Genomic DNA, 25,998 nt, shown 5'->3' with positions numbered 1-25,998 from the left:
CGTAGCCCGGTCGTTCGCGACCGGGCTTTTTTGCGTTCCTATCGGATAATCTGCGTGTTGCGGGCCTCCCAATGTTGTGGTGCAATGAAAAGCATCAGTTGCAAACATGCCCCTTGGTTGGGCAAGCAGTCATCTGCAAGACTGCTGGTACCGTGGAGGCGGCCGAATGGAACGGTTGCTCATGGGCGCGCTATCGCGCGTCGTTAGCCGTGGTTCGCTTACTGTCGTGCTCGCGTCCGGCAGGAAGGTCATCTTGGGTGACGGCAGCGGCATCCCGCTCGTCCTGCGCTTCACGTCGACGAAGTGGCAGAAGCAGGTCGCGCTCGATCCCGAGCTCAAGCTCGGCGAGGCCTTCATGGAAGGCGGCATGGTCGTCGACCAGGGCGACATCGCCGACGTTCTGGAGCTGCTGATGTCGCAGGTCGGCCTGCAGGTGCCGAGCCTGCCGGCCAAGACGCTGATGCGCTTCCGCTTCCTGTTCCGCCGGCTGGCGCAGTTCAACCCGCCCGGCCGCTCGCAAAAGAACGTCGCGCACCATTACGATCTCGACGGACGGCTCTATTCGCTGTTCCTCGATGCCGACCGCCAGTATTCCTGCGCCTATTTCGAGCATCCCGACCAGTCGCTGGACGATGCCCAGCTCGCCAAGAAGCGCCACATCGCCGCCAAGCTGCTGTTCGACCGCCCGGACCTGACCACGCTCGACATCGGCTGCGGCTGGGGCGGCCTGGGCCTGTACATGGCGCAGAATGCCGGCGCGCGCGTCACCGGCGTGACGCTGTCGCAGGAACAGCTCGGCATCGCCCGCTGCCGGGCCGAGGAACGCGACCTGTCCGACCGCGTCGAGTTCCGGCTCCAGGACTATCGCCTGACTCCCGGCTCCTTCGACCGCATCGTCTCGGTCGGCATGTTCGAGCATGTCGGCGTCGGCCATTACGACACCTATTTCAAGCGTGTCGCCGAGCTGATGAACGATGACGGCGTCGCGCTGATCCACTCCATCGGTCGTTCGGAAGGTCCGGGCATCACCAATCCCTGGGTGGCCAAGTACATCTTCCCGGGCGGCTACATCCCGGCGCTGTCGGAGGTCCTGCCGGCCATCGAGCGCGCCGGACTCTATGTCACCGACATCGAGATGCTGCGCCTGCACTACGCCGAAACGCTGAAGGCATGGCGCCACCGCTTCCTCGCCCATCGCGAGGAAGCCGAGCGGCTCTATGACGAGCGCTTCTGCCGGATGTGGGAGTTCTACCTCGCCGCCTCGGAAATGGCGTTCCGTCACCAGGGCATGATGATCTTCCAGGTGCAGCTCGCCAAGCGCGAGGGCGTGGTGCCGATGACGCGCACCTATATCCAGGAGGCCGAGGCGGCGCTCAAGGCGATGGAAAGGGCCAATCGCCCCGATCTGCGGCTGGCGGGCGAGTAGCCGGCCGCCGCGGCTGCGGCCGGGCGGAACGCGTCAAGGGCGATTCCGCTTTCCACAGGCGCTCCACAGGACAAAATAGGCTGCGTGCGATTCGCCCCGGACTCGGATGCCGGGGTGGCGTTAGCTGTTTGCTGAACCCTCGCAGCCGGAACCGTCATGCTCGATTCTCCCGCGCGCCCCCTCGCGGCGTCCGAACCGCATTACCGCACGGCTCCGCACAATATCGAGGCGGAGCAGGCTCTGCTCGGCGCCATCCTCGTGAACAACGAGGCGTTCTATCGCGTGTCGGACTTCCTGCAGCCGAAGCATTTCTTCGACCCGGTGCATGTCGCCGTCTACGAGACCACCAGCGCGCTGATCCGTGCCGGCAAGGTCGCCACCCCGGTCACGCTGAAGACCTTCCTCGCGGTCGAGCTCGACATTGGCGGGCTCACCGCGCCGCAATATCTCGCGCGGCTGGCGGCGGAAGCCACCACCATCATCAACGCCGAGGATTACGGGCGCACCATCTACGACCTTTCGGTGCGCCGCGATCTCATCGCCATCGGCGAGGAGGTGGTGAACGAAGCTTATGACGCGCCGATCGAATCGACGCCGCAGCAGCAGATCGAGGAAGCCGAGAAGCGCCTCTACGAACTTGCCGAGACCGGCCGCTACGATGGCGGCTTCCTGAGCTTCAGCAATGCGCTGAAGGAGGCCGTCGACGTGGCGAGCCGCGCGTTCCAGCGCGAAGGCCACCTGTCCGGCCTCGCCAGCGGCCTCGACGATCTCGACGCGATGATGGGCGGCCTGCAGCCGTCCGACCTCATCATCCTCGCCGGCCGTCCGGGCATGGGCAAGACGGCGCTCGCCACCAACATCGCCTACAACGTCGCCGCGGCCTATCGCTCGGAAACGCTGCCGGACGGCTCGATCCGCGCCGTCGACGGCGGCGTGTGCGGCTTCTTCTCGCTGGAAATGTCGGCCGAGCAGCTCGCCACCCGTATTCTCGCCGAGCAGACCGAGATCCCCTCCTACAAGATCCGCCGCGGCGACATTTCCGAGAGCGAGTTCGACAAGCTCGCCGCCGGCGCGCAGATGATGCAGACCATCCCGCTCTATATCGACGACACCGGCGGCATTTCCATCGCCCAGCTGCGCGCCCGCGCCCGGCGGCTGAAGCGCCAGCGCGGCCTCGATTTCATGGTGGTGGACTATCTCCAGCTGCTGTCCGGCTCGTCCAAGAGCTCCTCGCAAGGCCGCGTGCAGGAGATCACCGAGATCACCACCGGCCTCAAGGCGCTGGCCAAGGAGCTTGCGGTGCCGATCATGGCGCTCTCCCAGCTCTCGCGTCAGGTCGAATCGCGCGACGACAAGCGCCCGCAGCTCTCGGACCTGCGCGAATCTGGCTCGATCGAGCAGGATGCCGACGTGGTGATGTTCGTGTTCCGCGAGGAATATTACCTCAAGAGCAAGGAGCCGAAGGAAGGCACCGAGGAATGGTTCAAGTGGGACAGCGACATGAAGGCTGCCCAGGGCACCGCGGAAGTCATCATCGGCAAGCAGCGTCACGGACCCACCGGCACCGTGAAGGTCGCCTTCGAGCCGCAATTCACCCGCTTCTCCTCGCTCGCCCGCGAGGACCGCATCCCCATTCGGTGAGGCGCCGGCCATGCAGGACGCGTCCACGCCTCTCGCTTCCGCACCGCACGATTGCCCGCCGCTCGCCGAGGCCGGCGGCCGCCTGACCGTCGATCTCGGGGCGCTCACGGCGAACTACGCGCAGATCGCCGCGCATGTGGCCCCCGCCGCCTGCGCCGCCGTGCTCAAGGGCGATGCCTATGGCACCGGGCTGGAGCCCGCCGCCGCCGCGCTGTGGGAGGCCGGAGCCCGCAGCTTCTTCGTCGCCCTGCTGGCCGAGGCGCGGCGCCTGCGAAACCTGCTCCCGCACGCCGAGATCTTCGTCCTCAACGGCCTGTTCCCCGACACCGAGGGCAGCTACCGCGAAGCCGGTCTCGTGCCGGTGCTCGGCAGCCTCGACGAGATCGCGCGCTGGCAGGATTTTTGTGCGCGCACCGGCCAGCCCGCGCCGGCGGCGTTGCATGTCGATACCGGCATGAACCGGCTCGGGATTTCGCCGGCCGAGGCGGTCAACCTCGCCGAGGACCTGACGACACTGGGCTTCCCGCTGGCGCTGATCCTGAGCCACCTCGCCTGCGCCGACGAGCCCGGCCATCCGCTGACCGCGCGCCAGGTCGAGGATTTCCGTGCCGTCGCCGCGCTGTTTCCCGGCGTGCGGGCCTCGCTCGCCAATTCCGCCGGCGCACTCGGCGAGGCCGGGCTGCATTTCGACCTCGTGCGTCCCGGCATTGCGCTCTATGGCGGACGGGCGCGGGCCGATCGGCCGCCGCTGCGCCCGGTGGTGCGGCTGGACCTGCGCATCGTGCAGGTCCGCGACGTGCATGAAGGCGAGACCATCGGCTACGGCGCCGTGCAGACGGCGCGGCGGCCCTCGCGCGTCGCCGTGCTCTCGGGCGGCTATGCCGACGGCATCCCCCGGCTCGCCGGTTCCTCCGACGCCCGGCCCGGCGCCGAGGTCGTCATCGCCGGCCGGCGCTGCCCGCTGGTCGGGCGCATCTCGATGGACGTGTTGACGGTGGACGTCACCGACCTGCCGGACCACGCGACGCAGCCTGGCGGGTGGGCGACACTGCTCGGCGAGGGCATAGGCGTCGACGATCTCGCCGCCCATGCGCAGACCATCGGCTACGAGATACTGACCTCGCTCGGCCGTCGCTATTATCGGCGTTGGACGTGAGACGCCCGCGGCCGGCATAAGACACCCATATAGGTCGCACGCTCCGGCGCCCGCCCCTTTTCCACGGAAACGATCCGCTCGCCTATGGCCAAGAAACCCGCCGCCTTCATCTGCCAGTCCTGCGGTGCCGCCCATACACGCTGGCAGGGCAAATGCGATGCCTGCGGCGCCTGGAACAGCATCGTCCAGGAAGAGGCCGCCAGCATCAGCCTGCCGATGGCGCATCGCTCGGGCCGCAAGGGCCGGCTGATCGAATTGCAGCCGCTCTCCGGCACCAGCGAGAGCCCGCCGCGCACCTGCTCCGGCATCGCGGAATTCGACCGGGTGACCGGCGGCGGCATCGTGCCCGGCTCGGTGCTGCTGATCGGCGGCGATCCCGGCATCGGCAAGTCGACGCTGCTCATCCAGGCGTCGGCGACCCTCGCCGGCGCCGGTCACCGCGTCATCTACGTGTCCGGCGAGGAGGCGGTGGAGCAGGTGCGCCTGCGCGCCGATCGCCTCGGCCTCGCCGGGGCGCCGGTCGAGCTCGCGGCGGAAACCAATGTCGAGGACATCGTCGCCACCCTGTCGCAGGGGCGCACGCCGGTACTGGTGGTGATCGATTCGATCCAGACCATGTGGACCGACACCGCCGAATCCGCACCCGGCACCGTCACCCAGGTGCGCTCCTCGGCGCAGATCCTCATCCGCTACGCCAAGCAGGCCGGCGCCGCCGTCATCCTCGTCGGGCACGTCACCAAGGACGGCCAGATCGCCGGCCCGCGCGTGGTGGAACACATGGTCGACGCGGTGCTGTCCTTCGAGGGCGACGGCGCCCACCAGTTCCGCATCCTGCGGGCGCAGAAGAACCGCTTCGGGCCGACCGACGAGATCGGCGTGTTCGAGATGACCGGCCTGGGCCTGTCCGAGGTCGCCAATCCCTCCGAGCTGTTCCTGTCGAACCGCGACCGCGGCGCGCCCGGCACCGCCGTCTATGCCGGCATGGAAGGCACCCGCCCGGTGCTGGTGGAGATCCAGGCGCTGGTGGTGCCGACCAGCCTCGGCACCCCGCGCCGCGCCGTGGTCGGCTGGGACCCGAACCGGCTCTCCATGGTGCTGGCGGTGCTGGAAGCGCGCTGCGGCATCAAGCTCGGCGCCCATGACGTGCATCTCAATGTCGCCGGCGGCTTCCGCATCAGCGAGCCGGCGGCCGATCTGGCGGTGGCGGCGGCGCTGGTTTCCTCGCTCAGCGGCGCGGCGCTGCCGCCGGACAATGTCTATTTCGGCGAGATCAGCCTCACCGGCGCGGCGCGGCCGGTGCCGCACGCGCCGGCACGGCTGAAGGAAGCGGCCAAGCTCGGCTTTTCCCGCGCCGTGGTGCCGGAGGCGAAAGCCAAGGAGCGCGATGCCGGCTCCTCGCCCATCCCGCTCGACGTGATCGGCTCGCTCGGGGATCTCGTCGCCGGCATCGCCGCGCGGGCACCGCGCCGGGCGGCACGGGCCGTCGCGGGGGAAAGAGGTGCCGCCGCGGAGGAAAGAGACGCCCTTCAAGAGGGATGACGGAGCCGGCGGGCCGCGCTATACGTCGCCCGGCCCCGCTCGGGGTTCGATGATTGCAGATTCGCCCCCGCGGTCTTGCCTGCGGGCCTTCGGTTCGACCACGGTGCGCTCGTCTTGACGCTGCTCGACATCATCCTGATCGCCGTGATGGTGATCTCCGGCCTGCTGGCCATGGTGCGCGGTCTCGTGCGCGAGGTCTTCGCCATCGCGTCCTGGATCATCGCCGCGACCGTGACGCTGTATGCCTATCCGCATGCCCTGCCCTACGCGAAACAGTATATTTCGCAGGACACCTTCGCCATGGCGGTGGCGATCGGCGGCATTTTCCTGCTGACGCTGCTGGTGGTGTCGATCATCACCGTCCGCATCTCGGACGCGATCCTGGACAGCCGCATCGGCGCCCTGGACCGCACGCTGGGCTTCCTGTTCGGCCTGGCGCGCGGATTCCTGATAATGGTGGTTGCCTTCCTGTTCTTCAACTGGCTGGTCCAGAACGAACAGGGGCAGCCGGACTGGATTCGCAACGCGCATTCGCGGGTGGTCTTGCAAAGTGCGGGCGACTGGCTCATCTCCGTGTTGCCGGAAGATCCCGAGAAGCTGATACGCGATATCCGCAGCCCGAAGGACGCCGAACCGACCGAACCTCCCCCGGAGCCTTTCAATCCGGGACCGGCCGCACCTCCGGCACAGTGAAGTCGCGCACAGCGCCGGAACGGGATCGTTTCCGGCGCTGCGGCGTTCGCGTAGAGCCACAAGCGTGCGCAGCCGGGACTGCGTGAAGCGGAGTGAGGTCATATGACCCATAGGACCCTGGATATGTCGGCCCCTTCTTGGGCCCCCCTCGACATCGCGTCGAAACGCGAGGCGGGAACCGATGATTTCGATCCCTATGGGGATACGCTCCGCGAGGAGTGCGGCGTGTTCGGCATCTTCGGGCACCCGGATGCCGCCGCCATCACCGCGCTCGGCCTGCACGCCCTGCAGCATCGCGGCCAGGAAGCCGCCGGCATCACCACCTTCGACGGCCAGCGCTTCCATTCGGAACGCCGGCTAGGCCTAGTCGGCGACGCCTTCTCGGACGGCGAGGCGATCAAGCGCCTGCCCGGCCATATCGCCGTCGGCCATGTCCGCTATTCCACCACCGGCGAGACCATCCTGCGCAACGTGCAGCCGCTCTTCGCCGAGCTCGACGGCGGCGGCTTCGCCATCGCCCATAATGGCAACCTCACCAATGGCCTGTCGCTGCGCCGGCAGATCATCCGCGACGGCGCCATCTGCCAGTCGACCTCCGATACCGAGGTGATGCTGCACCTCGTCGCCCGCTCCAAGCGCCCGCGCTTCACCGAGCGCTTCATCGACGCGCTGCGCGTCATCGAGGGCGCCTACGCCTTTGTCGGCCTCACCAACAAGAAGCTGGTCGGCGCCCGCGACCCGCTCGGCATCCGCCCGCTGGTGCTGGGCGAGCTCGACGGCCACCCGATCCTGACCTCCGAGACCTGCGCCCTCGACATAATCGGTGCGCGCCACGTGCGGGACGTCGAACCCGGCGAGGTGATCGTGTTCTCCTCCGACAAGGTGGAGACGCTGCGCCCCTTCCCGGCCGCCACGCCGCGCCCCTGCATCTTCGAGTACATCTATTTCGCCCGGCCGGATTCGGTGGTCGGCGGCCGCTCGGTCTACCAGGTTCGCAAGAACATGGGTTTCCAGCTGGCGGCCGAGGCGCCGGCCGATGCCGACCTGGTGGTGCCGGTGCCGGATTCCGGCGTGCCGGCCGCCATCGGCTATTCGCAGGCCTCCGGCCTGCCCTATGAGCTCGGCATCATCCGCAACCATTATGTCGGGCGCACCTTCATCCAGCCGACCCAGTCGGTGCGCGACCAGGGCGTGCGCATGAAGCACTCGGCGAACCGCGCCGTGGTCGAGGGCAAGCGCATCGTGCTGATCGACGACAGCCTGGTCCGTGGCACGACGTCGGTGAAGATCGTGCGCATGATGCGCGAGGCCGGCGCCCGCGAGGTGCATTTCCGCATCTCCTCGCCGCCGATCACCCACCCGGACTATTACGGCATCGACACGCCGGACCGCGACAAGCTGCTCGCCGCCACCCACGATCTCGAAGGCATGCGCCGCTATATCGGCGCCGACAGCCTCGCCTTCCTGTCCATCGACGGCATCTACAAGTCGATGGGTTATGAGGGGCGCGACAATGTCACCCCGCAATTCACCGACCATTGCTTCACCGGCGAGTATCCGACCCCGCTCACCGACCGTCTCGGCGAGGTCGCCCCGCGCCAGCTCTCGCTGCTGGCCGAAGCGAGCTGAGGCGAACCGGAGAGACGGCCATGGTGGAGCTCAACGAGTGGCATCGCGGCCGTCTTATCGACCATATCCAGCTGGTCGTGACCGATTTCGAGGGAAGCCTCCGCTTCTACAAGGCGGTGCTTGAGGTGATCGGGGTGCCGGTCGTCGAGGGCGATGGCTATTTCTTCGCCGACGAGCTGTTCGTCTCGCCCGGCGAGCCCACCACCGGCCGCGCCCATCTCGCCTTCCAGGCCTCGGACGAGGCCACCGTTCAGCGCTTTTACGAGGTTGCGCTCGCCAATGGCGGGCGCGACAACGGCGCGCCGGGACCGCGCGACTACCATCCCGGCTATTACGCCGCCTTCGTCCTCGATCCCGAGGGCAACAATATCGAGGCCGTCTGGCACGGCCCCGCCAAACGTTCGGCGCCCTCCGTGGTCATGACCGACGACAACTGACATTTCCGAGGAACGCCGGATGACCGACATTTCCGCCACGCGGCCGCTTGCCGGCCGCCTCGCCCTCGTCACCGGCGCCACCCGCGGCATCGGCCGGGCCACCGCCCTGGCACTCGCCGGAGCGGGCGCCCATGTCGTCGCCACCGGCCGCACCGCCGGCGCGCTGGAGGAACTCGACGACGCCATCGTCGCCGTCGGTTCCACCGCCACGCTGGTGCCGCTCGACATCAAGGATTTCCCGGCCATCGACCGGCTCGGGGGAGCCCTCTTCGAGCGCTTCGGCAAGCTCGACGTGCTGGTCGGCAATGCCGGCGTGCTCGGGCCGATGACCCCGCTCGCCCAGGTCGAGCCGAAGGAATGGGACGACGCGCTGGCGGTCAACCTCACCGCCAACTGGCGGCTGGTGCGCTCCCTGGACCCGCTGCTGCGGCTCTCCGATGCCGGCCGCGCGGTGTTCGTCTCCTCCGCCGCCGCCCACAAGGCCCGTGCCTTCTGGGGCGCCTATGCCGTCACCAAGGCCGGGCTCGAAGTGCTGGCCCGCACCTGGTCGGCCGAGGTCGCCAACATTTCCGCCCTGCGGGTGAACCTGATCAATCCCGGCCCGATCCGCACCGGCATGCGCGCCAAGGCATTCCCGAGCGAGGACCCGGAAACCCTGCCGGCGCCGGAAGAGGTGGCGGACGCCATCCTCTCGCTGTGCCTGCCGAGCTTCACCGAGACCGGCCGCCTTTACGACTTCCCGACCCGCAGCCTCAAGGACTTTGCGCCTCCGGCATAGAGGACGCGCGGGCGAAGATCGCCACCGCCGCCACCACGCCGACCAGTTGCAGCAGCGTGCCCGTGACCTCCACCGCGGTCGGCCAGCGCTGCTCGAAGGCAAGGCCATAGCCGAGGCCGAACACCGTCTCGGCGACGATCAGCTGGGCCGAGAGCGCCAATGGCAGCCGCCGTGCGGCGACGACCCAGCAATAGGTCGCGACCCAGGAGGCGAACACCCCCATCGCCAGCACCCAGCCGGCGAAGCGCAGCGTCGCCGCCTCGCTCGCCACGTCGGCCGCCGGCCCGGCGAACAGCGGCAGCAGCACCAGCGCCGCAAGGCCGGCGCCGATGCCCTGCAGGCCGGTCCAGCGCAGGCTGTCCGGCGCATCGGGCGCGCGCATCACCCCGGCATTGGCAAGCCCGTAGACCACCCAGATGGCCAGGGCGAGGACCGACAGGCCGATCCCGGCGAGCATCGCGTCCCGCTCCGCCGGCGCCGCCTCGTTGAGGCCGGCGGCGTTCACCACCATCAGCCCGGCGAGGATCAGGCCGAGCGGCAGCGCCAGCCGCCGCCAGCGCACGGCGCGCTCGTGCAGGTTGGCGATCACCGCCAGCAGCACCGGCATGGTGCCGATGATCAGCGGCGGCACCACCGCGCCGGCGAACCGCACCGCATTGGCGGCGGCGAGGAAATAGCCGAAATAGCCTAGGGCGCCGAGCACCAGCCCCACGATGAGGCGCCCGCGCGTCATGCCGGTCGGCCGGAACCGCGCATCGACCATCAGCAGCACGCTGACCACCCCGAACACGAGGTAGCGCGCGATGGCGAGATCCAGCGTCGAGAAGGGTTCGACCGCGCGCGGAGCGACGAAGGTAAGGCCCCACAGCGCCCCGGTGAGAAGGCCGGCGAGTATGCCGATGAGCATGTCAGGAAGGTCCGAAAAGGAGAGACGTCAAGAATGCCATGCGACGGCGGCGATTCGAATGGATGATCGAAGCCGCACGCGCCAAAATGCGTCAGCAACGAAGGCCGGACCGATGAAACCTCTTCAATCCGAAAAGCCCGCCCTTGACCCCGTCGATGCCCGCCTGCTCGCCGCGCTCGACCGCGATGCGCGCACCCCGATGAGCGAGCTGGCCCGCCTCGTCGGCATGTCGGCGCCCGGCGTCGCCGAGCGGGTGCGACGGCTGCACGATTCCGGCGTGCTGGCGGCGTTCACGGTCGATGTCGACCCGCGGGCGCTCGGCTATGCCATACGTGCCATGGTCCGCATCCGCCCGCTGCCCGGCAAGCTGCATCTCGTGGAGACGTTGATCGAGGCCTGCCCGAACATCGTCGAATGCCACAAGATCACCGGCGACGACCCGTTCCTGGCGCAACTGGTGGTGCGCAGCGTCGAGGAAATGGACGCCGTGCTTGAGGGACTGTGCGACCACGCCGTCACCAGCACCGCCGTCATCAAGTCGGAGGCGGTGCGTCGGCGCCTGCCGCCGCTGGAGTGAGCGCCCTCACTCCTTCTCGGCGTAGGGATTGTCCTTCTCGCGCAGCGTCAGGCGGATCGGCACGCCCGGCAGGTCGAAGGTGGCGCGCAGCCCATTCACCAGATAGCGGATATAGCTCTCCGGCAGCGCATCGGCGCGCGAGCAGAACAGCACGAAGCTCGGCGGCCGGGCCTTGGGCTGGGTGATGTAGCGCAGCTTGATGCGCCGGCCCGACACCGCCGGTGGCGGATGCTGGTCGGTGGTCTCGATGAGCCAGCGGTTGAGCGGATTGGTGGCGACGCGGCGGTTCCACACCTCGTACGTCCCCTCGATCGCCTTGACCAGCCGGTCGAGCCCCTCGCCGGTGAGGCCGGAGACCATGACGACCGGCATGCCGCGCGCCTGCGGCAGCCAGTGGTCGGCCTCCTCGCGCATGCGCTTGGCGAAGCCGGCCTGGTCCTTGACGAGGTCGCTCTTGCTCAAGGCCAGCACCAGCGCCCGCCCCTCGCGCAGCGCCAAGTCGGCGATACGCAGGTCCTGCTCCTCGAAGGGATGGGTGGCATCGATCAGCACCACCACCACTTCGGCGAATTTCGCCGCGCGCAGGCCGTCGGCAACCGAGAGCTTCTCCAGCTTGTCCTCGATGCGGGCCCGCTTGCGCATGCCGGCAGTATCGAACACCTTCAGCTTCACGCCGTGGCGCTCGACATCCACGGCGATGGAATCGCGGGTGATGCCGGCTTCCGGCCCGGTCAAGAGCCGGTCCTCGCCGAGCAGCGCGTTGATCAGCGTCGACTTGCCGGCATTGGGGCGGCCGAGCACGGCGACGCGGATGGGCCGCTCGCCCTCGCTGTCGTCGACTTCCTCGTCGAAGGCCTCGTCGTCATCCGGGTAGCACTGCACCAGCGCGCGCAGCAGGTCGCCCATGCCCTCGCCATGCTCGGCGGAAAGCTCCACCGGGTCGCCGAGGCCGAGCGCATAGGAATCCAGCGCGCCGGCCACCGCGCCTTTGCCCTCGCTCTTGTTGGCGACGAGAATGGTGTGCTTGCCGGAACGGCGCGCCAGCTCGGCGAAGGAACGGTCGGTCGGCGTCAGGCCGGCGCGGGCGTCGATGAGGAACAGCAGCACGTCGGCATCGTCGATCGCCGCCTCGGTCTGCGCCCGCATCCGTCCTTCGAGGCTCTCGGCCTTGGCCTCCTCCAGCCCGGCGGTGTCGATGACGCGGAAGGAGAGATGGCCGAGCCGCGCTTCGCCTTCGCGCCGGTCGCGGGTCACGCCGGGCCGGTCGTCGACCAGCGCGAGGCGCTTGCCGACGAGGCGATTGAACAGCGTCGACTTGCCCACATTCGGGCGGCCGACGATGGCGACGGTCATGGTCATCGGATGGCGCCCCCGCGCCGAAAATCACTGGGCCGGATTACTGGACCGGAAGCTACTGGGCGGGTTTGACGGCGGCCGGCTGGGTGCCCGAGGCATCGGACGACGGCGTGTAGTCATAGCCCGAATTGGCCGGCTGCGGCGGCGGCGCGTTGTAGTCGACGCCCGGCACGCCCTCGGGAAACACCGGCGCACGGGCTCCCGGCAGCTTCTTTTCCTTCTCGACGAAGGGATTGATCTTGTCGATCGTCTCGCAGCCGGCGGTGGCAAAGGCCAGCGACAACGCGGCGATCACGAGAGCCGCGCGGTGCGCGGCACGCATGTGGGACGGCATCGGAAGCCTCCTATTGCACGGCCGGAGCCGCCGGCGCGGCGGCGGGCGCCGCGGCCGGAGGCGGGGGAGCACTGGCTGCGGCGAGCGTGCGCATCAGGTCGGCGCGCTGGCGCAGTCCCGGAGGGGCCTGCCCGTCGGACAGGATCGCCTCGAAGGTCCTGGCGGCGGCCGCGAAGTCGCCGGCCTTGTACTGAGCGAGGCCGACCAGTTCGCGCGCGGAATTTCGGAACGGGCCGGTCGGGGTGTCAAGCGGCTGCATGCGGGCGGCGATGTCGGCGGCCGGGGCGGTGTCGACCAGCAGCGTGGCGGCGCGCAGCCGGGCGACGTCGCGCATCAGCCCGTTCAGCGACGAATCATCGGCAAGGCCGTCATAGGCCGTCACCGCCGCGGCACGGTCGGTGGAGGCCTGCTCGGCGGCGGCGCGGAAGCGTGCCAGCGTCCGATAGCCGCCGGTGCCGTCCTTCTCCAGCGCCTGCAGGGCCGCCTCGGCCTCGGCGTGCTTGCCGTCGGCGGCGAGCTTCAGCGCCGCCTCGAAGCGGGCGCCGGAGGCTTCCTCCTGCTGCAGCTTCCACCATTCGTAGCCACGCCAGCCACCGGCCGCGACGACGATGAGGACCGCGAGGCCGATGACGAACGCGCCATAGCGTTTCCACAGGCGGCCGAACCGCTCGCGACGAAGGTCCTCGTCGATTTCGTGGAAAATGTCAGCCATGTCGCGATCCGTGGAGAGGTCTTCGGGGAAGCGCCGGAGCCGCGCGCAAGCGGCGGCAATCCAGCACCAGGAAAGGCCGCGTAAACTAGCGATGCGGCTTCAGCAAGGCAAATGCGGCGCTGCGACAGCCGGCGCGCGCCTGAAGCTCACGATTTCTTCGGCGCGTAGACATGCTCCGGTCCGGGAAAACTGCGCCCGCGCACCTCGCTGGCATAGGCTTCCACCGCCGCGCCGATGGCCGGGCCGATCTCGGCGAACTTCTTGACGAAGCGCGGCACCCGGTCGGAGAGGCCGAGCATGTCCTCCAGCACCAGGATCTGCCCGTCGCAGGCGACCGAGCCGCCAATGCCGATGGTCGGCGGCCCCACCTCCTCGGTGATGGCCCGCGCCACCGGCTCGGACATCGCCTCCAGCACGATGGCGAAGGCGCCGGCATCGGCGATGGCGCGGGCGTCGTCGCGAATGAGTTCGGCGCCCGCCTCGTCGCGGCCCAGCGCCTTGAACGAGCCGAGCGTGTTGATCGCCTGTGGGGTCAGGCCGACATGGCCCATCACCGGCACGCCGCGGTCGGCGAGGAAGCGCACCGTCTCGGCCATGCGCCGCCCGCCCTCGAGCTTGATGGCGCCGGCGCCGGTTTCCTTCAGCACCCGCGAGGCGGTGGCGAAGGCCTGCTGCGGCGAGCCCTCATAGGAGCCGAAGGGCAGGTCGACGACGACGAGCGCCCGCGAGGAGCCGCGCATCACCGCCTGTCCCTGCAAAATCATCATCTCCACCGTCACCGGCACGGTGGTCTCCATGCCGTGCATCACCATGCCGAGCGAATCACCCACCAGCATGAAGTCGACATGCGGGTCGATCAGCCGGGCAGTGTGGGCGTGATAGGCGGTGAGCGAGACGATCGGATCGCCGCCCTTCCTGGCGCGGATGTCGGGCGCGGTGAGGCGACGGGCGGCGGACTGGACGGACATGGGCACTTCCTCGTTTCGGCCGGTTCTTTGGGCCCGGCATATTCTTGGGCCGGCATGCTCCTAGCCCGGAATGACCGGCACGCCGACGACGTAAGGATGGAACCAGAAGGCGAGCGCCGCATAAAGCACGAGCCCGGCCAGCACCGCAACGACATCGCCGCCCCAGCCCTTGGGCGCCACCGGCAGCGGCGCGCCACGCCGCTTCACCGAGATGCGGTCGAACACCGCCCAGGCGAGGATGGCGGCCGCCAGGGTCATGGTGGCGGCATCGCCATTGGCGAGCAGATGCGCCAATGCCCAGATCTTCACCGACACCAGCATCGGATGCTTGAGGCGGGCACGGAGATGGCTCGGCACCAGATAGCCGCCCATGGCGATGGCCGAGAGCAGCATCAGCGCCAGCGCGATGTGCCGCATCGCCACCGGCGGATTCCAGATCTGCGCCGGACCGGCGGCGCGCCAGTCGCCATAGCCATAGGCGATCATCAGCACCGCGGCGATCGAGACCAGCGAATAGACCGCCCGATAGGGCAGCATCCCGAATTGCGCGATCACCGCGCCGCGCGCGTCGCGAAAGGTGGAAAAGACATGCGTCCCGATAAACAGCACCAGTCCGGCCAGCATGAGCAGCATGTCGCGATCTCCCTCTTCGCATGAAGCGGCGCCACGCTAGAACATGCCGCCCCGAATTTGAACGACTCTAGCGTGACGGTCGCGCATCGATCCGCGTGCCGGTGCCGAACCACCGCCGGCGCCCGTCCCGACGCTACGTAAACCATGAACGGCGGCCGCGCTCCCCTCGCACCCCGCTTCGTGGCACATTGCCCGGCGTGGTGGATCGGGCGTGGGACAAGGCACCGATGAAACGGATGATCTCCGCCCTTCTCGGCGCGCTTTTCCTGCACGTTGCCGTGCCGGCCGAGGCCGCCAGCGTGATCGCCTATGTCGATATCGGCGCCCAGCGCATGGATGTCTGGGTGGAGGGTTGGCGGCAGTTCAGCTGGCCGGTCTCCACCGCCCGCAAGGGCTATCTCACCCCCGCCGGCACCTACCGGCCCGAGCGCATGTACCGGCGCTATTTCTCGCGCAAATACGACAACGCGCCGATGCCCTATGCGGTGTTCTTCCATCGCGGCTGGGCGATCCACGGCACCACCGACCTGCGCCGGCTCGGCCGCCCGGCGTCGCATGGCTGCATCCGCCTCAATCCGAAGGACGCCGCGACGCTCTATTCGCTGATCGGCATCTATGGCCGGGCGGACACCCGCATCGTCATCAGCCGATGATTGCGGCAGCGCTCGAAATTACCGGAGATGGTGCTAAGCTATTGTTCAATACTGCCGCCGACGCGGCGGGTCGGCCCGGCGCTGGGCTGCGGAAGCCCTCCATGCTGTTCGATTATCCGTCCCTGCTGGTCGCCATCGGCTTCTCCGCCATCTGCCTGTTCGTCATCCTGTTCGCCTCTTGGATGACGGCGCGGACGGACAGGTTCATGCTGACCTGCGCCATCGGCGCGTTCTTCATCATCTGCCACGCCTTCACCTATTCGGCCTATTTCACCCACCCGCACCCCTATCTCATCAGCGCGGCCTTCGGCTTCCTGCTGATGGGGGCCTGCGTGCTCTACGGCGCCGCCCGCCAGTTCCGAACCGGCCATGCGCCATGGTCGCACGTGCTCGCCGCCACCATCGTGGTGGTGATCACCGTCCTGCCCGGCATCGCGGGCTATGACGGCATCTGCGCGATATTGTTCAACATCTGCGCCGCGCTGCTCATCGTGCTCATCGCCCGCGAATACTGGCGCGCGCGCATCGAGGCGCCGGCGGCCATTGCCGGCCTGTGCGCGTTCTATCTCCTGCTGGCATCGACCTTCGTCCTGTGCGCGGTGATGTTGCTCATCGATGGCAAGGCGATACTGGACACGCCACCGGCCAACTGGGCGGAGAACCTCAACGTCATTGCCGGCGTCATCGCCGTGCCGGGCATCGGCGCCCTGACTTTCGCGCTCCACCAGAGCCGCATCGCCCAGGCGCACAAGCGCGACGCCATGACCGATCCGCTCACCGGCCTGCTCAATCGCCGCGCGCTGTTCAGCATGGTCGGCGCCATGTCGCTCGGCAATGAAACCGCGATCGTCCTCTTCGACATCGACCGCTTCAAGTCGATCAACGACGCGCGCGGCCATGCCGCCGGCGACCAGGTCATCGCCCGGTTTGCTGGCGCGCTGCGCCTGCATCTGGGCAAGGGGCAGCTCGCCGCCCGGCTCGGTGGCGAGGAATTCGCCCTGGTGCTCGCCGATACCGGGCCGGAAACCGCCCTCGCCCATGCCGAGGCGGTGCGCGCCAGCTTCGTGCGCATGACCCGGGCGGAACTCGGCCTCGCCTGCACGGCAAGCGCCGGGATCGCCTTCGGGCGCCCCACCCGCAGCGACTTCGAGGCGACGCTCAACGCCGCCGACCAGATGCTCTATCAGGCCAAGCGCGGCGGCCGCGACCGGGTCGCCGTCGCCGGCGTGCGGATCGCCGACGACCTGCTCACGCAGCCGTCTTCTTCACATCCTTGATGTCGGTGAAGACGATGCCCGGCCAGCGGTCGCCGGTATAGCCGATCATGAAGGCCGAGGAGGCGAGGAACACCGGATCGCCGTCGAGATCCTCCGCCATCGAGGAGCGGCTGGCGGTGATGAAGTCGTCGAGCTTCTTGCCGTCCTCGCTCTGCACCCAGCGGGCGAGCTGGAACTCGCTGGTGTCGAAACCGACATCGAGCCCGTATTCGGCATCGAGGCGGTTCTTCAGCACGTCGAGCTGCAGCGGGCCGACCACGCCGACCAGCGCCGGCGAACCGTCATTCGGGCGGAAGACCTGCACCACGCCCTCTTCCGCCATCTCCTGCAAGGCCTGCTTCAGCTTCTTCGCCTTCATCGCGTCGGACAACTTCACCCGGCGCAGGATTTCCGGCGCGAAGCTCGGCACCCCGACGAAGTTGAGCTCCTCGCCCTCGGTCAGCGTGTCGCCGATGCGCAGGTTGCCGTGGTTGGGAATGCCGACCACGTCGCCGGCATAGGCTTCCTCGGCGAGCTGGCGATCCTGCGCGAAGAAGAATTGCGGCGTCGACAGGCTCATCGGCTTGCCGGTGCGCACCAGCTTGGCCTTCATGCCGCGCGTCAGCTTGCCCGAGCACAGCCGCGCGAAGGCGATGCGGTCGCGGTGGTTCGGGTCCATGTTCGCCTGGATCTTGAACACGAAGGCCGACATGCGCGGCTCCTCGGCCTCGACCCGGCGCTTGTCGGCATCCTGCGCGCGCGGCGGCGGCGCGTAGCGGCCGAGGCCCTCCAGCAGGTCGCCGACGCCGAAATTGCGCAGCGCCGAGCCGAAATAGACCGGCGTCAGATGGCCTTCGAGGAAGCTGTCGAGATCGAACGGGTTGCAGCCCTCGCGCACGAGGCCGAGTTCCTCGGTCAGCGCCGCCTCGTCGAGCGAATTGTTCAGCCCGGCGATCGCGCTCATGCTCATGTCGCGCAGCGGGCCGGTCTTGCCCTCGTCGCCGTCGAGCAGCCGCATGCCGCCGCTTGCGACGTCCATGGTGCCGACGAAGTCGCGCCCGCGCCCCACCGGCCAGGTCATCGGCGTAGTGTCGAGCGCCAGCGTCTTCTCGATCTCGTCGAGGATCTCGAACGGGTCGCGGCTCTCGCGGTCCATCTTGTTGATGAAGGTGATGATCGGGATGTCGCGCAGCCGGCACACTTCCAGGAGCTTGCGCGTGCGCGCCTCGATGCCCTTGGCGGCGTCGATCACCATCACCGCCGCATCGACCGCGGTCAGCGTGCGATAGGTGTCCTCCGAGAAGTCCTCGTGGCCCGGCGTGTCCAGGAGATTGAACACGTGCCCGGCGAATTCGAAGGTCATCACCGAGGTGGCGACGGAGATGCCGCGCTCGCGCTCGATCGCCATCCAGTCCGAGCGGGTCGAGCGCCGGTCCTTCTTGGCGCGCACCTGTCCGGCGAGCTGGATGGCGCCGCCGAACAGCAGCAGCTTTTCCGTCAGCGTGGTCTTGCCGGCGTCCGGGTGCGAGATGATGGCGAAGGTACGCCGCCGCGCGACTTCGAGGGCGATCGGCGACGCGGCGGAGTTGCTGAGAGCGTTCATAGCGCGGGATGTGGCAGGGATGGCGTGCGGGATCAAGAGGCGGAAGGCATCTCGCCGCAGCCGGCGGGCCGATTGGCCTCAGCCGAACACCTTCTCATAGGCCTCCGGCTTGAAGCCGACGAGCAGCCCGTCGCCGATCTCCAGCACCGGCCGCTTGATCATCGAGGGCTGCGCCAGCATCAGCGCCATCGCCTTTTCGGCGTCGAGCCCATCCTTCTCGGCGTCCGGCAGCTTGCGGAAGGTGGTGCCGGCGCGATTGAGCAGCGTCTCCCAGCCGGCCTGCTTCGTCCAGCCGCCGAGCCGGCCGCGGTCGATGCCGCTCGCCTTGTAGTCGTGGAAATCATAGGCGACGCCATGCGCGTCGAGCCAGGCGCGGGCCTTCTTCATGGTGTCGCAGTTCTTGATGCCGTAGATCGTCGCGGCCATCCCGGTGCCTCCGCAAGGTAAACGCCGATGATCTAGCCGGCCGAGGCGAGTCGCGCCACCGCAAGTCTTTCCACGGCCCTGCGCGCCATCACCGCGACAAGCTGCGCCCGGTAGGCGCCCGAGCCGTGGATGTCGCCGATCATCACCTCCGCATCCGGCTTCAGCCCGTCGAGCGCCGCGGCGCTGAAATCGGCGGCGAGCGCCGCTTCCGCCTCGGTCCAGCGGAACACGCCCTCCTGCCCGGCGCCGGTCACCGCGACGCGCAATTCGCCCGCGCCGCGCCAGACGAACACGCCGGCCATGGCATAGCGCGAGGCCGGGTTGCGGTATTTCTCGTAGGTGCCAACCCCGCCGAGCGGGAAGCGCACCGCGGTGACGATCTCGCCTGCCTCCAGCGCCGTCTCGAACAGCCCGGTGAAGAATGCCGCCGCCGGCAGTTCGCGCCGGTCGGTGACGATGACGGCATCGAGCGCGAGGCAGGCGGCGGGATAGTCGGCCGCCGGGTCGTTATTGGCGATCGAGCCGCCGAGCGTACCGCGATTGCGCACCGCCGGGTCGCCGATCAGCGCCGCCAATGCCGCCAGCGCCGGCAGGTGCGCGACGACCTCCGGCGAGGTGGCGACCTCGACATGGCGGGTCATCGCGCCGATGACGAGGGCGCCCGCTTCCAGCGCGATGCCCTTGAGCCCGTCGATCCGCGAGAGGTCGACGAGATCGGACGGGCTGGCCAGCCGCTGCTTCAGCGTCGGGATCAGCGTCTGGCCGCCGGCCAGCGGCTTGGCTTCCTCGGCACCGGCGAGCAGGCCGAGCGCATCCGCCAGTTCGGCGGGACGGTGGTAGTTGAACGCGAACATCCCGCCCTCCCTACTCGGCCGCGACCAGCGCCGCATCGCCGGCCATCGCCAGCGCGCCGGCCTGGATCGCCTTGACGATGTTGTGGTAGCCGGTGCAGCGGCACAGGTTGCCCTCGAGCTCGGCGCGCACCGTCGCCTCGTCGAGCTCCGCCCCATGGCGGCGCGCCATGTCGATGCCGGCGAGGATCATGCCCGGCGTGCAGAAGCCGCATTGCAGGCCGTGATGCTCGCGGAACGCCGCCTGCATCGGGTGCAGCGCCTCGCCCTCGGCCAACCCCTCTATGGTGGTCACCGACGCGCCGTCCGCCTGCACGGCGAGCACGGCGCAGGCCTTCACCGCCTCGCCGTCGATCAGCACGGTGCAGGCGCCGCACTGGCTGGTGTCGCAGCCGACATGGGTGCCGGTCAGCCGCAGATCGTCGCGAATAAGCTGCACCAGCAGGCTGCGCTCGTCGACGGCGACGCTTACCGGCGCGCCATTGATGGTCAAAGTCACGTCTCGCATCGAACCTCTCCCGGGCACAGGCGACGCATGTAAGGCACGCAATCGGTACGTCAGGCCTCGCCCGCCGCTCCCTCGGCGGGTTCGGCTGCGGCGAAGGCCGCCTCCGGCGCGACGACGCGCGAGAAGGCGCCGAAGAACTCGGCGGTCAGCTTCTTGACGGTGCCGTCGATCAGCCGTGCGCCGAGCTGGGCGATCTTGCCGCCCACATTGGCCTGTCCCTGATAGGTCAGCACCGTCTCCTCCCCTTCCTCGGTCAGCGTCACCACCGACCCGCCCTTGGCGAAGCCGGCAACGCCGCCCTGCCCCTCGCCATTGATGCGGCAGCCATTGGGGGGATCGAGATCGGTGAGCGTCACCGCGCCCGCGAAGGTCGCCTTCACCGGGCCGATCTTGAGCACCACCTTGGCCGCGAATTCGGTCGGCGAGGTCTGCACCAGCTCCTGGCAGCCGGGAATGCATCGGCGCAGCACGTCGGGATCGTTGAGCGCCTGCCAGACGACGGCGCGGGGAGCGGCGATGCGCTGCGAGCCGGAAAGGTCCATGGATCACCTAAGCATGAAAAGCCGGCCGGGGCGCGGAGCACCGGGCCGACAGGCGGGAAGCGTCCACCCGCCTGACCGTGGGTCGCGCCAAAACGATAGCGTGCGGGCGGGCCGAGCAGGGCGCGCGTCGGCTTGCCATCAGCAACGACCATGCCATGCCAGCAACCGCGCCGTCCATGCGGCGCCCATCACCGCGAGCGGGCGGCGACGGCCGGGAATTGCCGACAGGACAGGCGGTGGGTGCATAAAATTCGCGCAGCCTTAAGTCACGTTACGGATTGAGGAAATAACCTAGATTGGTATGGTCACATAGCACACCATACCATCGAGCTCGGGAACTGACCATCCCGCCCCGGTGGCCCGCGCATGAACGCCCCTCCGAGCAGGACCCAGCCCTCATCGCCCCCCGAGCACAGGAACAGGCACATGTTCGAACGAGATCCTCGTAGCCGCGCTCCGTCATTCTCCGCACGACACGCCGCCCGCACCGGCCTGCTGGCGGCAGCGCTGGCCGCCGCCCTCGCCGGCGCGGCCCCGGCACCGGCCCTCGCCCAGGAGGCCATCAGGATCGGAGCCCCGCTCGCGCTCACCGGCGGCCTCGCCGACGAGGGCAAGAAGCAGGACATCGTCTGGAAGATGTGGATCGAGAAGGTCAATGCCGCCGGCGGCCTGAAGGTCGGCGACAAGACCATGAAGGTCGAGCTGATCGAGTACGACTACCAGTCGGAGGGCCAGCGGGCGAGCCAGCTCGCCGAGAAGCTGATCAATGACGACAAGGTGCAGTTCCTGTTCGCGCCGTTCGGCTCGGGCCACACCAAGATCGTCGCCGGCGTCGGCGAGCGTTACCAGGTGCCGACCATCGCCTGCGTCGCCTCCTCCGAATCGGTGTTCGACCAGAGCTTCAAGCACCTGTTCGGCACCCTGTCGCCGAATGGCGGCATGACCACCGCCATGGTGAAGCTGTTCAAGGAGAAGTTCCCGGCCACCAAGACCATCGCCGTGCTCGGCCGCGACGACGTGTTCCCCAAGTCGATGGCCGAGGGCATCGCCAAGGCCGCCGAGGCGCAGGGCCTGACCGTCGCCTACAAGGAGCTCTATCCGGTCGGCACCATGGACCATGCCGCCGCGCTGTCCTCGATCAAGGCCGCCAAGCCGGACTGGATCTACATCACCGGCTACACCCAGGACCTGATCCTCGCCCGCAAGCAGATGCAGGACCTCGGCGTCACCGCGCCGATCGTCACCATGGTCACCGGCCCGTCCTACAAGGAATTCACCGAGGGCCTCGGCAAGCTCGCCGACGGCGTGACCTCGTCGAGCTGGTGGCACCACGCCACCAGCTATACCGGCCAGGGCGTGTGGCCGACCACCGCCGATTTCTACAAGGAATTCAAGACCAAGACCGGTGGCGACCCGGATTACGTGCACGGCTCCTGCGCCGCCGCCGGCGAGGTGATCGCCGACGCGCTCAAGCGCACCGGCTCGCTCGACAAGGCCAGGCTGCGCGATGCCATCGCCTCCACCGACATCGCCACCTTCTACGGCCCGATCAAGTTCGGCCCGACCGGCATGAACCTCTCGCGCGAATTGCCGATCATCCAGGTGCAGGACGAGACCATCAAGGTTCTCGCCCCGGCGGACATCAAGAACGCCGAGATGATCGCCATGCCGAAGTGAGGATCGCGGCAAGGATCGCTTGCACGCGGCGCGGGCACCGCCCCGCCGCGTGAAGAGGCCGGCGGACGCTGACAGACCCCCCTCTGGTCCGCCGGCCAACTTCGCTCAGCAATATTTAGATTCGCCGATGATGGCGGACGCTCCCTCTCCCCGGCGGGGAGAGGGTTGGGGTGAGGGGTCTTCGACGCCTCCCGATCGCGTCTCCCCTCACCGACCCGCGGAGCCTGTCCTCGGGCTCGCCATAGGCGAGACCCGTGGGCGGGCCACCTCTCCCCGGCGGGGAGAGGAAAACGAACGCCAGATTTCGGGACAGCGCCATGAGGCGGATCCGGTCCCGCCCGATAGGCCAAGGAGACGTCGTGACCATTCCGACCACGATGCAGCGGATCGCCTGACCGATGGCCATCTATGCGCAGATACTCGCCAACGGACTGATGCTGGGCGCGCTCTATGCCTGCCTCGCCGTCGGCTTCTCGCTGGTATGGGGCGTGTTGAACGTGATCAACATGCTCCACGGCTCCTTCATCATCCTTGGCGGCTATCTCACCTATTTCGCCTGGCACGCCTATGGCATCCATCCGCTCGCGATGCTGCCCGTGGTCTGCGCCTTCATGTTCGCCCTCGGCTTCGCGCTGCAGAAGCTGGTGATCAACCGCGTGGTCAGCGCCCCGGTGCTCACCACGCTGACGCTGACCTTCGGGCTCGACATGATCCTCTACAACCTCATGACCTACTGGTTCACCGCCACGCCGCGGCGGGTGACGCTCGATCTCGGCGCCGTCACCCTCGGCCCGATGACGCTGCCGGTGGACCGCCTCGTCGGCACCGGCGTGGCGCTGGCGCTGACCGGGCTGCTCTATGCGGTGATGCGCGGCTCCAATATCGGCCGCGCCATCGTCGCCGTGCGCATGGACCGCTCGGCCGCCGAACTGATGGGCATCCGCACCGACCGCATCTACGCTATCACCTTCGGCATCGGCGCGCTGATGGCCGGTGCAGCGGGCGTGGTCTTCGCCTCGGTATTCCCCATCACCACCAATGTCACCGGCACCTATCTCGGCAAGGCCTTCGTGGTCTGCGTCGTCGGCGGCCTCGGCTCGGTGCCGGGCGCGCTGGTCGGCGGGCTGGTGCTCGGCCTCGTCGAAAGCCTCGCCGGCCACTGGTTCGGCCCGCAGCAGGCGATCACCGCCGGCTTCGTGCTGATGCTGGTGCTGCTGCTCACCCGTCCCACCGGCCTTGTCGGCGTCAGGGGGTATGAATGAAATCCGGCCCGCTCGCCTGTCTCGCCGCCGTCGCCGGCATCGTCGTGCTGGCGACCACGCCGCTCTATGCCGACAACTATATCGTGCGCACCGCCGCCATCGTCGCCATGTATGGCGCGCTCGCCACCTCGTGGAACTTCATCGGCGGCTTCACCGGCTACCCCTCCTTCTCCACCGCCGCCTTTTTCGGCCTCGGCTGCTATGTCGGGGCGATCTGCCAGCGCGCCGGCGTGCCGATGATCGCCGCCTGGCTGATCGCCACCCTGATGGTCGGCGCCTTCGCCGCCCTGCTCGGGGCGATCATCCTGCGGCTGCGCGGGCACTATTTCGCCATCGGCTCCATCGCCGTAGTGGAGGTGTGCCGGCTGGTCACCTCCTCCTGGTCGAGCCTCACCGGCGGCGGCGACGGGCTCAACCTGCCGCTGATGCACTGGCCGCCGGAAGAGCTGATGCGCTTCTTCCTGTTCGTGATGCTCGCCATCCTCGTCGCCAGCCTGATCGCCACCGCTCTGGTCGACCGCTCGCGCCTCGGCTTCGGCCTGCGCTGCATCCACCAGAACGAGGATGCCGCCGCCATGGTCGGCATCGACACCACCCGCTACAAGGTCGCCGCCTACACGCTCTCGGCGGTGTTCTGCGCCACGGCCGGCGCCGCCTATGCCTCCTGGACCGGCTATATCGACCCGACCGAATCCTTCCAGATCCTGATGACGGTGAAGGTGCCGGTCATGGCGATGCTCGGCGGCGCCGGCACCCTTGTCGGCCCGTTCCTCGGCGCGGCGGCCTTCGTGCTGCTGGAGGAAGTGTTCTGGGCCAATTTTATCGACTGGAACCGCGCCATCCTCGGCATCGTCATCGTGCTCCTGGTGTTCCTGCTGCCCGGCGGGCTGCTCAGCCTGCATCTGCGCCGCCGCTCGAAATCGGGAGGCGCAGCGTGAGCGAGCCGATCCTGCGCCTCGACGGCGTCTCCAAGAGCTTCCGCGGCCTCAACGCCCTCACCGATGTCAGCTTCGCGCTGGCGCCGGGCGAGGTGGTCGGCCTGATCGGGCCGAACGGCGCCGGCAAGACCACCCTCGTCAATGTCGTCACCGGCAATCTGCGCCCCTCCTCCGGCAGGATCCTGTTCGAGGGCAAGGATGTGGCGGCGCAGAAGCCGTTCGAAGCCGCCCGCCGCGGCCTCGCCCGCACCTTCCAGATCGTGCAGCCCTTTCCGCAGATGACCGTGCTGGAGAACGTCACCGCCGGCGCGCTGTTCGGCGGCGGTGCGGCCTCATTGGGCGACGCCCGTGACATGGCGGTGCAGAGCCTCGACTTCGTCGGCCTCGCCCCGCTCGCCGATCGTCCCGCTGCGCAGCTGGCGCTGGCGGCCCGCAAGCGGCTGGAGCTGGCGAAAAGCCTCGCCATGCAGCCCAAGGTGCTGATGCTCGACGAGGTGAATGCCGGGCTGAATTCCTCGGAGATCGACGGCGCGCTGACGCTCATCCGCAGGATCGCCGAGCGCGGCGTCACCGTGCTGATCATCGAGCACCTGATGAAGGTGGTGCTGTCGCTGACGAAGCGGCTCCTGGTGCTGCATCACGGCCAGCTCATCGCCGACGGCCCGAGCGGCGAGATCGTCGCCGACGAGCGTGTCATCGAGGCCTATCTCGGCCAGAAATACGCGGCGAAGCTCAGGGAGCGGCACCATGGCTGAACCGTTGCTGGAACTTGCCGGCGTCACCTCCGGCTACGGCCAGATCCAGGTGCTGTGGGGCATGGACCTCGCGGTGCGACAAGGCGAGGTGGTCGCGCTCGTCGGCTCCAACGGCGCCGGTAAGTCGACGCTGCTGCGCACCATCTCGGGCCAATTGGCGCCGCGCGCGGGCACCATCCGCTTCGACGGGCGCGAGATCGGCGGCGCCCGGCCCGACGCGGTGCTCACCGCCGGCATCGCCCATGTGCCGGAGGGCCGCCGCCTGTTCCGCGGCCTCACCGTGCGCGACAATCTCCTGCTCGGCGCCTATCTGCGCGCCGACAAGCACGCCATCGCCCGCGACCTCGACTGGGTGTTCGAGCTGTTCCCGATCCTCGCCGAGCGCCAGCGGCAGGACGCCACCACCCTGTCCGGCGGCGAGCAGCAAATGTGCGCGGTCGGGCGCGGGATCATGTCGCGGCCGAAGCTCCTGATGATCGACGAGCTCTCGCTCGGCCTGTCGCCGCGCATGGTCGAGCATCTCGGCGCCGCACTCACGGCGCTGAACCGGGCCGGCCAGACTATCCTCCTCGTCGAGCAGGACGTAATGACCGCGTTCGAGCTGTCGAGCCGCGCCTATATCATCGAGAACGGCAAGGTCGCCCGTGCCGGTGCCTCCGCCGATCTGATGGTCGACCCCACCGTCGGGGAGGCCTACCTGTCGATTTGATACCCGTGATCTAAAAGAACAATTTGCATAAA

General features: G+C 68.5%; 27 protein-coding genes. 16 read left to right on the top strand and 11 right to left on the bottom strand.

The features are described from left to right. Nucleotides 1–166: 166 nt before the first annotated feature. The 8 genes from AC1RU4_RS01645 (at nucleotide 167) to AC1RU4_RS01610 (ending at nucleotide 9,299) form a co-directional block, all read left to right on the top strand. Nucleotides 167–1,426 (top strand): cyclopropane fatty acid synthase, encoded by a 1,260-nt coding sequence (locus tag AC1RU4_RS01645; protein ID WP_492889245.1) that lies wholly within the window; start codon nucleotides 167–169, stop codon nucleotides 1,424–1,426. Between the two features lie 156 nt (nucleotides 1,427–1,582). Further along, nucleotides 1,583–3,067 (top strand): replicative DNA helicase, encoded by a 1,485-nt coding sequence (locus AC1RU4_RS01640; protein ID WP_492889244.1) that lies wholly within the window; start codon nucleotides 1,583–1,585, stop codon nucleotides 3,065–3,067. A 10-nt stretch (nucleotides 3,068–3,077) separates the two neighbouring features. After that, nucleotides 3,078–4,223 carry an alanine racemase gene (gene alr / locus AC1RU4_RS01635; RefSeq protein ID WP_492889243.1) on the top strand — a complete coding sequence of 382 codons (1,146 nt, stop codon included), beginning with the start codon at nucleotides 3,078–3,080 and terminating at the stop codon, nucleotides 4,221–4,223. A gap of 84 nt (nucleotides 4,224–4,307) precedes the next feature. Further along, on the top strand, nucleotides 4,308–5,762 hold the full coding sequence (radA, locus tag AC1RU4_RS01630; RefSeq protein ID WP_492889242.1) for a DNA repair protein RadA: 1,455 nt from the start codon (nucleotides 4,308–4,310) through the stop codon (nucleotides 5,760–5,762). 114 nt (nucleotides 5,763–5,876) lie between these two features. Next, nucleotides 5,877–6,455, top strand: coding sequence for a CvpA family protein (locus AC1RU4_RS01625; protein WP_492889241.1), 579 nt, complete (start codon nucleotides 5,877–5,879; stop codon nucleotides 6,453–6,455). Nucleotides 6,456–6,578: 123 nt separating this feature from the next. Next, nucleotides 6,579–8,084 (top strand): amidophosphoribosyltransferase, encoded by a 1,506-nt coding sequence (gene purF, locus AC1RU4_RS01620; protein ID WP_492889240.1) that lies wholly within the window; start codon nucleotides 6,579–6,581, stop codon nucleotides 8,082–8,084. A gap of 20 nt (nucleotides 8,085–8,104) precedes the next feature. After that, nucleotides 8,105–8,521 carry a VOC family protein gene (locus AC1RU4_RS01615; RefSeq protein ID WP_492889239.1) on the top strand — a complete coding sequence of 139 codons (417 nt, stop codon included), beginning with the start codon at nucleotides 8,105–8,107 and terminating at the stop codon, nucleotides 8,519–8,521. A 19-nt stretch (nucleotides 8,522–8,540) separates the two neighbouring features. After that, complete coding sequence (locus AC1RU4_RS01610; RefSeq protein ID WP_492889238.1) at nucleotides 8,541–9,299, top strand: SDR family NAD(P)-dependent oxidoreductase; 759 nt, start codon at nucleotides 8,541–8,543, stop codon at nucleotides 9,297–9,299. Here AC1RU4_RS01610 and AC1RU4_RS01605 read toward each other — a convergent pair. Continuing rightward, nucleotides 9,274–10,206, bottom strand: a complete 933-nt coding sequence (locus tag AC1RU4_RS01605) for a DMT family transporter (RefSeq protein WP_492889237.1) — start codon at nucleotides 10,204–10,206, stop codon at nucleotides 9,274–9,276. The two genes, AC1RU4_RS01610 and AC1RU4_RS01605, sit on opposite strands and share 26 nt — an antisense overlap. 112 nt (nucleotides 10,207–10,318) lie before the next feature. On the opposite strand from AC1RU4_RS01605, the gene AC1RU4_RS01600 reads away from it, so the two are divergent. Next, complete coding sequence (locus AC1RU4_RS01600) at nucleotides 10,319–10,783, top strand: Lrp/AsnC family transcriptional regulator (RefSeq protein WP_492889236.1); 465 nt, start codon at nucleotides 10,319–10,321, stop codon at nucleotides 10,781–10,783. A gap of 6 nt (nucleotides 10,784–10,789) precedes the next feature. Here the strand turns inward: AC1RU4_RS01600 and der are convergent, their stop codons facing one another. From der to AC1RU4_RS01575, 5 genes are all read right to left on the bottom strand, one after another. Further along, nucleotides 10,790–12,142 (bottom strand): ribosome biogenesis GTPase Der, encoded by a 1,353-nt coding sequence (der, locus tag AC1RU4_RS01595; RefSeq protein ID WP_492889234.1) that lies wholly within the window; start codon nucleotides 12,140–12,142, stop codon nucleotides 10,790–10,792. Between the two features lie 52 nt (nucleotides 12,143–12,194). Next, entirely contained in the window at nucleotides 12,195–12,473 is a 279-nt protein-coding gene (locus AC1RU4_RS01590) for a hypothetical protein (protein WP_492889233.1), read from the bottom strand. Nucleotides 12,474–12,483: 10 nt separating this feature from the next. After that, complete coding sequence (locus AC1RU4_RS01585; RefSeq protein ID WP_492889232.1) at nucleotides 12,484–13,185, bottom strand: tetratricopeptide repeat protein; 702 nt, start codon at nucleotides 13,183–13,185, stop codon at nucleotides 12,484–12,486. A 146-nt stretch (nucleotides 13,186–13,331) separates the two neighbouring features. Next, nucleotides 13,332–14,153, bottom strand: a complete 822-nt coding sequence (gene panB, locus AC1RU4_RS01580) for a 3-methyl-2-oxobutanoate hydroxymethyltransferase (RefSeq protein WP_492889230.1) — start codon at nucleotides 14,151–14,153, stop codon at nucleotides 13,332–13,334. A gap of 60 nt (nucleotides 14,154–14,213) precedes the next feature. Continuing rightward, a complete protein-coding gene (locus AC1RU4_RS01575; RefSeq protein WP_492889229.1) occupies nucleotides 14,214–14,786 on the bottom strand; it encodes an NnrU family protein in 573 nt (190 codons plus the stop codon). 227 nt (nucleotides 14,787–15,013) lie between these two features. Between AC1RU4_RS01575 and AC1RU4_RS01570 the strand changes: the two genes are divergently transcribed. Both AC1RU4_RS01570 and AC1RU4_RS01565 read left to right on the top strand, forming a co-directional pair. Beyond that, a complete protein-coding gene (locus AC1RU4_RS01570; protein WP_492889228.1) occupies nucleotides 15,014–15,439 on the top strand; it encodes a L,D-transpeptidase in 426 nt (141 codons plus the stop codon). 101 nt (nucleotides 15,440–15,540) lie between these two features. Further along, nucleotides 15,541–16,716, top strand: a complete 1,176-nt coding sequence (locus tag AC1RU4_RS01565) for a GGDEF domain-containing protein (RefSeq protein WP_492889227.1) — start codon at nucleotides 15,541–15,543, stop codon at nucleotides 16,714–16,716. On the opposite strand, the gene AC1RU4_RS01560 is transcribed toward AC1RU4_RS01565, so the two are convergent. The 5 genes from AC1RU4_RS01560 to AC1RU4_RS01540 form a co-directional block, all read right to left on the bottom strand. Continuing rightward, nucleotides 16,688–18,298, bottom strand: a complete 1,611-nt coding sequence (locus AC1RU4_RS01560; protein WP_492889226.1) for a peptide chain release factor 3 — start codon at nucleotides 18,296–18,298, stop codon at nucleotides 16,688–16,690. The genes AC1RU4_RS01565 and AC1RU4_RS01560 overlap by 29 nt on opposite strands. Before the next feature lie 78 nt (nucleotides 18,299–18,376). Further along, the gene (locus AC1RU4_RS01555) at nucleotides 18,377–18,724 is read right to left on the bottom strand and encodes an ArsC family reductase (RefSeq protein WP_492889225.1); all 348 of its coding nucleotides are present in this window, start codon (nucleotides 18,722–18,724) and stop codon (nucleotides 18,377–18,379) included. 32 nt (nucleotides 18,725–18,756) lie between these two features. After that, entirely contained in the window at nucleotides 18,757–19,578 is an 822-nt protein-coding gene (locus tag AC1RU4_RS01550; RefSeq protein ID WP_492889224.1) for an FAD binding domain-containing protein, read from the bottom strand. A 10-nt stretch (nucleotides 19,579–19,588) separates the two neighbouring features. After that, nucleotides 19,589–20,083 carry a (2Fe-2S)-binding protein gene (locus AC1RU4_RS01545; RefSeq protein WP_492889223.1) on the bottom strand — a complete coding sequence of 165 codons (495 nt, stop codon included), beginning with the start codon at nucleotides 20,081–20,083 and terminating at the stop codon, nucleotides 19,589–19,591. A gap of 50 nt (nucleotides 20,084–20,133) precedes the next feature. Further along, nucleotides 20,134–20,625, bottom strand: a complete 492-nt coding sequence (locus AC1RU4_RS01540) for an SRPBCC family protein (RefSeq protein ID WP_492889222.1) — start codon at nucleotides 20,623–20,625, stop codon at nucleotides 20,134–20,136. A 426-nt stretch (nucleotides 20,626–21,051) separates the two neighbouring features. On the opposite strand from AC1RU4_RS01540, the gene AC1RU4_RS01535 reads away from it, so the two are divergent. From AC1RU4_RS01535 to AC1RU4_RS01515, 5 genes are all read left to right on the top strand, one after another. Further along, a complete protein-coding gene (locus AC1RU4_RS01535; RefSeq protein ID WP_492889221.1) occupies nucleotides 21,052–22,302 on the top strand; it encodes an amino acid ABC transporter substrate-binding protein in 1,251 nt (416 codons plus the stop codon). Between the two features lie 398 nt (nucleotides 22,303–22,700). Then, a complete protein-coding gene (locus tag AC1RU4_RS01530) occupies nucleotides 22,701–23,564 on the top strand; it encodes a branched-chain amino acid ABC transporter permease (RefSeq protein WP_492889220.1) in 864 nt (287 codons plus the stop codon). Then, nucleotides 23,561–24,502: a branched-chain amino acid ABC transporter permease gene (locus AC1RU4_RS01525; protein ID WP_492889219.1), complete on the top strand. Its 942-nt coding sequence runs from the start codon at nucleotides 23,561–23,563 to the stop codon at nucleotides 24,500–24,502. Before AC1RU4_RS01530 ends, AC1RU4_RS01525 begins: the two co-directional genes overlap by 4 nt. After that, complete coding sequence (locus AC1RU4_RS01520) at nucleotides 24,499–25,257, top strand: ABC transporter ATP-binding protein (protein WP_492889218.1); 759 nt, start codon at nucleotides 24,499–24,501, stop codon at nucleotides 25,255–25,257. Before AC1RU4_RS01525 ends, AC1RU4_RS01520 begins: the two co-directional genes overlap by 4 nt. Next, nucleotides 25,250–25,966 (top strand): ABC transporter ATP-binding protein, encoded by a 717-nt coding sequence (locus AC1RU4_RS01515; RefSeq protein WP_492889217.1) that lies wholly within the window; start codon nucleotides 25,250–25,252, stop codon nucleotides 25,964–25,966. Before AC1RU4_RS01520 ends, AC1RU4_RS01515 begins: the two co-directional genes overlap by 8 nt. Nucleotides 25,967–25,998: the final 32 nt, after the last annotated feature.

The organism is Ancylobacter sp. GW821-FHT10E12 (assembly GCF_058809335.1).
This window is presented reverse-complemented; position numbering and strand designations above follow the sequence as displayed.

Excerpts from the sequence above, each read along its gene's own strand:
- AC1RU4_RS01645 (WP_492889245.1), top strand. The coding sequence starts at position 167 with ATGGAACGGTTGCTCATGGGCGCGCTATCGCGCGTCGTTAGCCGTGGT.
- AC1RU4_RS01640 (WP_492889244.1), top strand. The coding sequence starts at position 1,583 with ATGCTCGATTCTCCCGCGCGCCCCCTCGCGGCGTCCGAACCGCATTAC.
- alr (WP_492889243.1), top strand. The coding sequence starts at position 3,078 with ATGCAGGACGCGTCCACGCCTCTCGCTTCCGCACCGCACGATTGCCCG.
- radA (WP_492889242.1), top strand. The coding sequence starts at position 4,308 with ATGGCCAAGAAACCCGCCGCCTTCATCTGCCAGTCCTGCGGTGCCGCC.
- purF (WP_492889240.1), top strand. The coding sequence starts at position 6,579 with ATGTCGGCCCCTTCTTGGGCCCCCCTCGACATCGCGTCGAAACGCGAG.
- AC1RU4_RS01615 (WP_492889239.1), top strand. The coding sequence starts at position 8,105 with ATGGTGGAGCTCAACGAGTGGCATCGCGGCCGTCTTATCGACCATATC.
- AC1RU4_RS01610 (WP_492889238.1), top strand. The coding sequence starts at position 8,541 with ATGACCGACATTTCCGCCACGCGGCCGCTTGCCGGCCGCCTCGCCCTC.
- AC1RU4_RS01605 (WP_492889237.1), bottom strand. The coding sequence starts at position 10,206 with ATGCTCATCGGCATACTCGCCGGCCTTCTCACCGGGGCGCTGTGGGGC.
- AC1RU4_RS01600 (WP_492889236.1), top strand. The coding sequence starts at position 10,319 with ATGAAACCTCTTCAATCCGAAAAGCCCGCCCTTGACCCCGTCGATGCC.
- der (WP_492889234.1), bottom strand. The coding sequence starts at position 12,142 with ATGACCATGACCGTCGCCATCGTCGGCCGCCCGAATGTGGGCAAGTCG.
- AC1RU4_RS01590 (WP_492889233.1), bottom strand. The coding sequence starts at position 12,473 with ATGCCGTCCCACATGCGTGCCGCGCACCGCGCGGCTCTCGTGATCGCC.
- AC1RU4_RS01585 (WP_492889232.1), bottom strand. The coding sequence starts at position 13,185 with ATGGCTGACATTTTCCACGAAATCGACGAGGACCTTCGTCGCGAGCGG.
- panB (WP_492889230.1), bottom strand. The coding sequence starts at position 14,153 with ATGTCCGTCCAGTCCGCCGCCCGTCGCCTCACCGCGCCCGACATCCGC.
- AC1RU4_RS01575 (WP_492889229.1), bottom strand. The coding sequence starts at position 14,786 with ATGCTGCTCATGCTGGCCGGACTGGTGCTGTTTATCGGGACGCATGTC.
- AC1RU4_RS01570 (WP_492889228.1), top strand. The coding sequence starts at position 15,014 with ATGAAACGGATGATCTCCGCCCTTCTCGGCGCGCTTTTCCTGCACGTT.
- AC1RU4_RS01565 (WP_492889227.1), top strand. The coding sequence starts at position 15,541 with ATGCTGTTCGATTATCCGTCCCTGCTGGTCGCCATCGGCTTCTCCGCC.
- AC1RU4_RS01560 (WP_492889226.1), bottom strand. The coding sequence starts at position 18,298 with ATGAACGCTCTCAGCAACTCCGCCGCGTCGCCGATCGCCCTCGAAGTC.
- AC1RU4_RS01555 (WP_492889225.1), bottom strand. The coding sequence starts at position 18,724 with ATGGCCGCGACGATCTACGGCATCAAGAACTGCGACACCATGAAGAAG.
- AC1RU4_RS01550 (WP_492889224.1), bottom strand. The coding sequence starts at position 19,578 with ATGTTCGCGTTCAACTACCACCGTCCCGCCGAACTGGCGGATGCGCTC.
- AC1RU4_RS01545 (WP_492889223.1), bottom strand. The coding sequence starts at position 20,083 with ATGCGAGACGTGACTTTGACCATCAATGGCGCGCCGGTAAGCGTCGCC.
- AC1RU4_RS01540 (WP_492889222.1), bottom strand. The coding sequence starts at position 20,625 with ATGGACCTTTCCGGCTCGCAGCGCATCGCCGCTCCCCGCGCCGTCGTC.
- AC1RU4_RS01535 (WP_492889221.1), top strand. The coding sequence starts at position 21,052 with ATGTTCGAACGAGATCCTCGTAGCCGCGCTCCGTCATTCTCCGCACGA.
- AC1RU4_RS01530 (WP_492889220.1), top strand. The coding sequence starts at position 22,701 with ATGGCCATCTATGCGCAGATACTCGCCAACGGACTGATGCTGGGCGCG.
- AC1RU4_RS01525 (WP_492889219.1), top strand. The coding sequence starts at position 23,561 with ATGAAATCCGGCCCGCTCGCCTGTCTCGCCGCCGTCGCCGGCATCGTC.
- AC1RU4_RS01515 (WP_492889217.1), top strand. The coding sequence starts at position 25,250 with ATGGCTGAACCGTTGCTGGAACTTGCCGGCGTCACCTCCGGCTACGGC.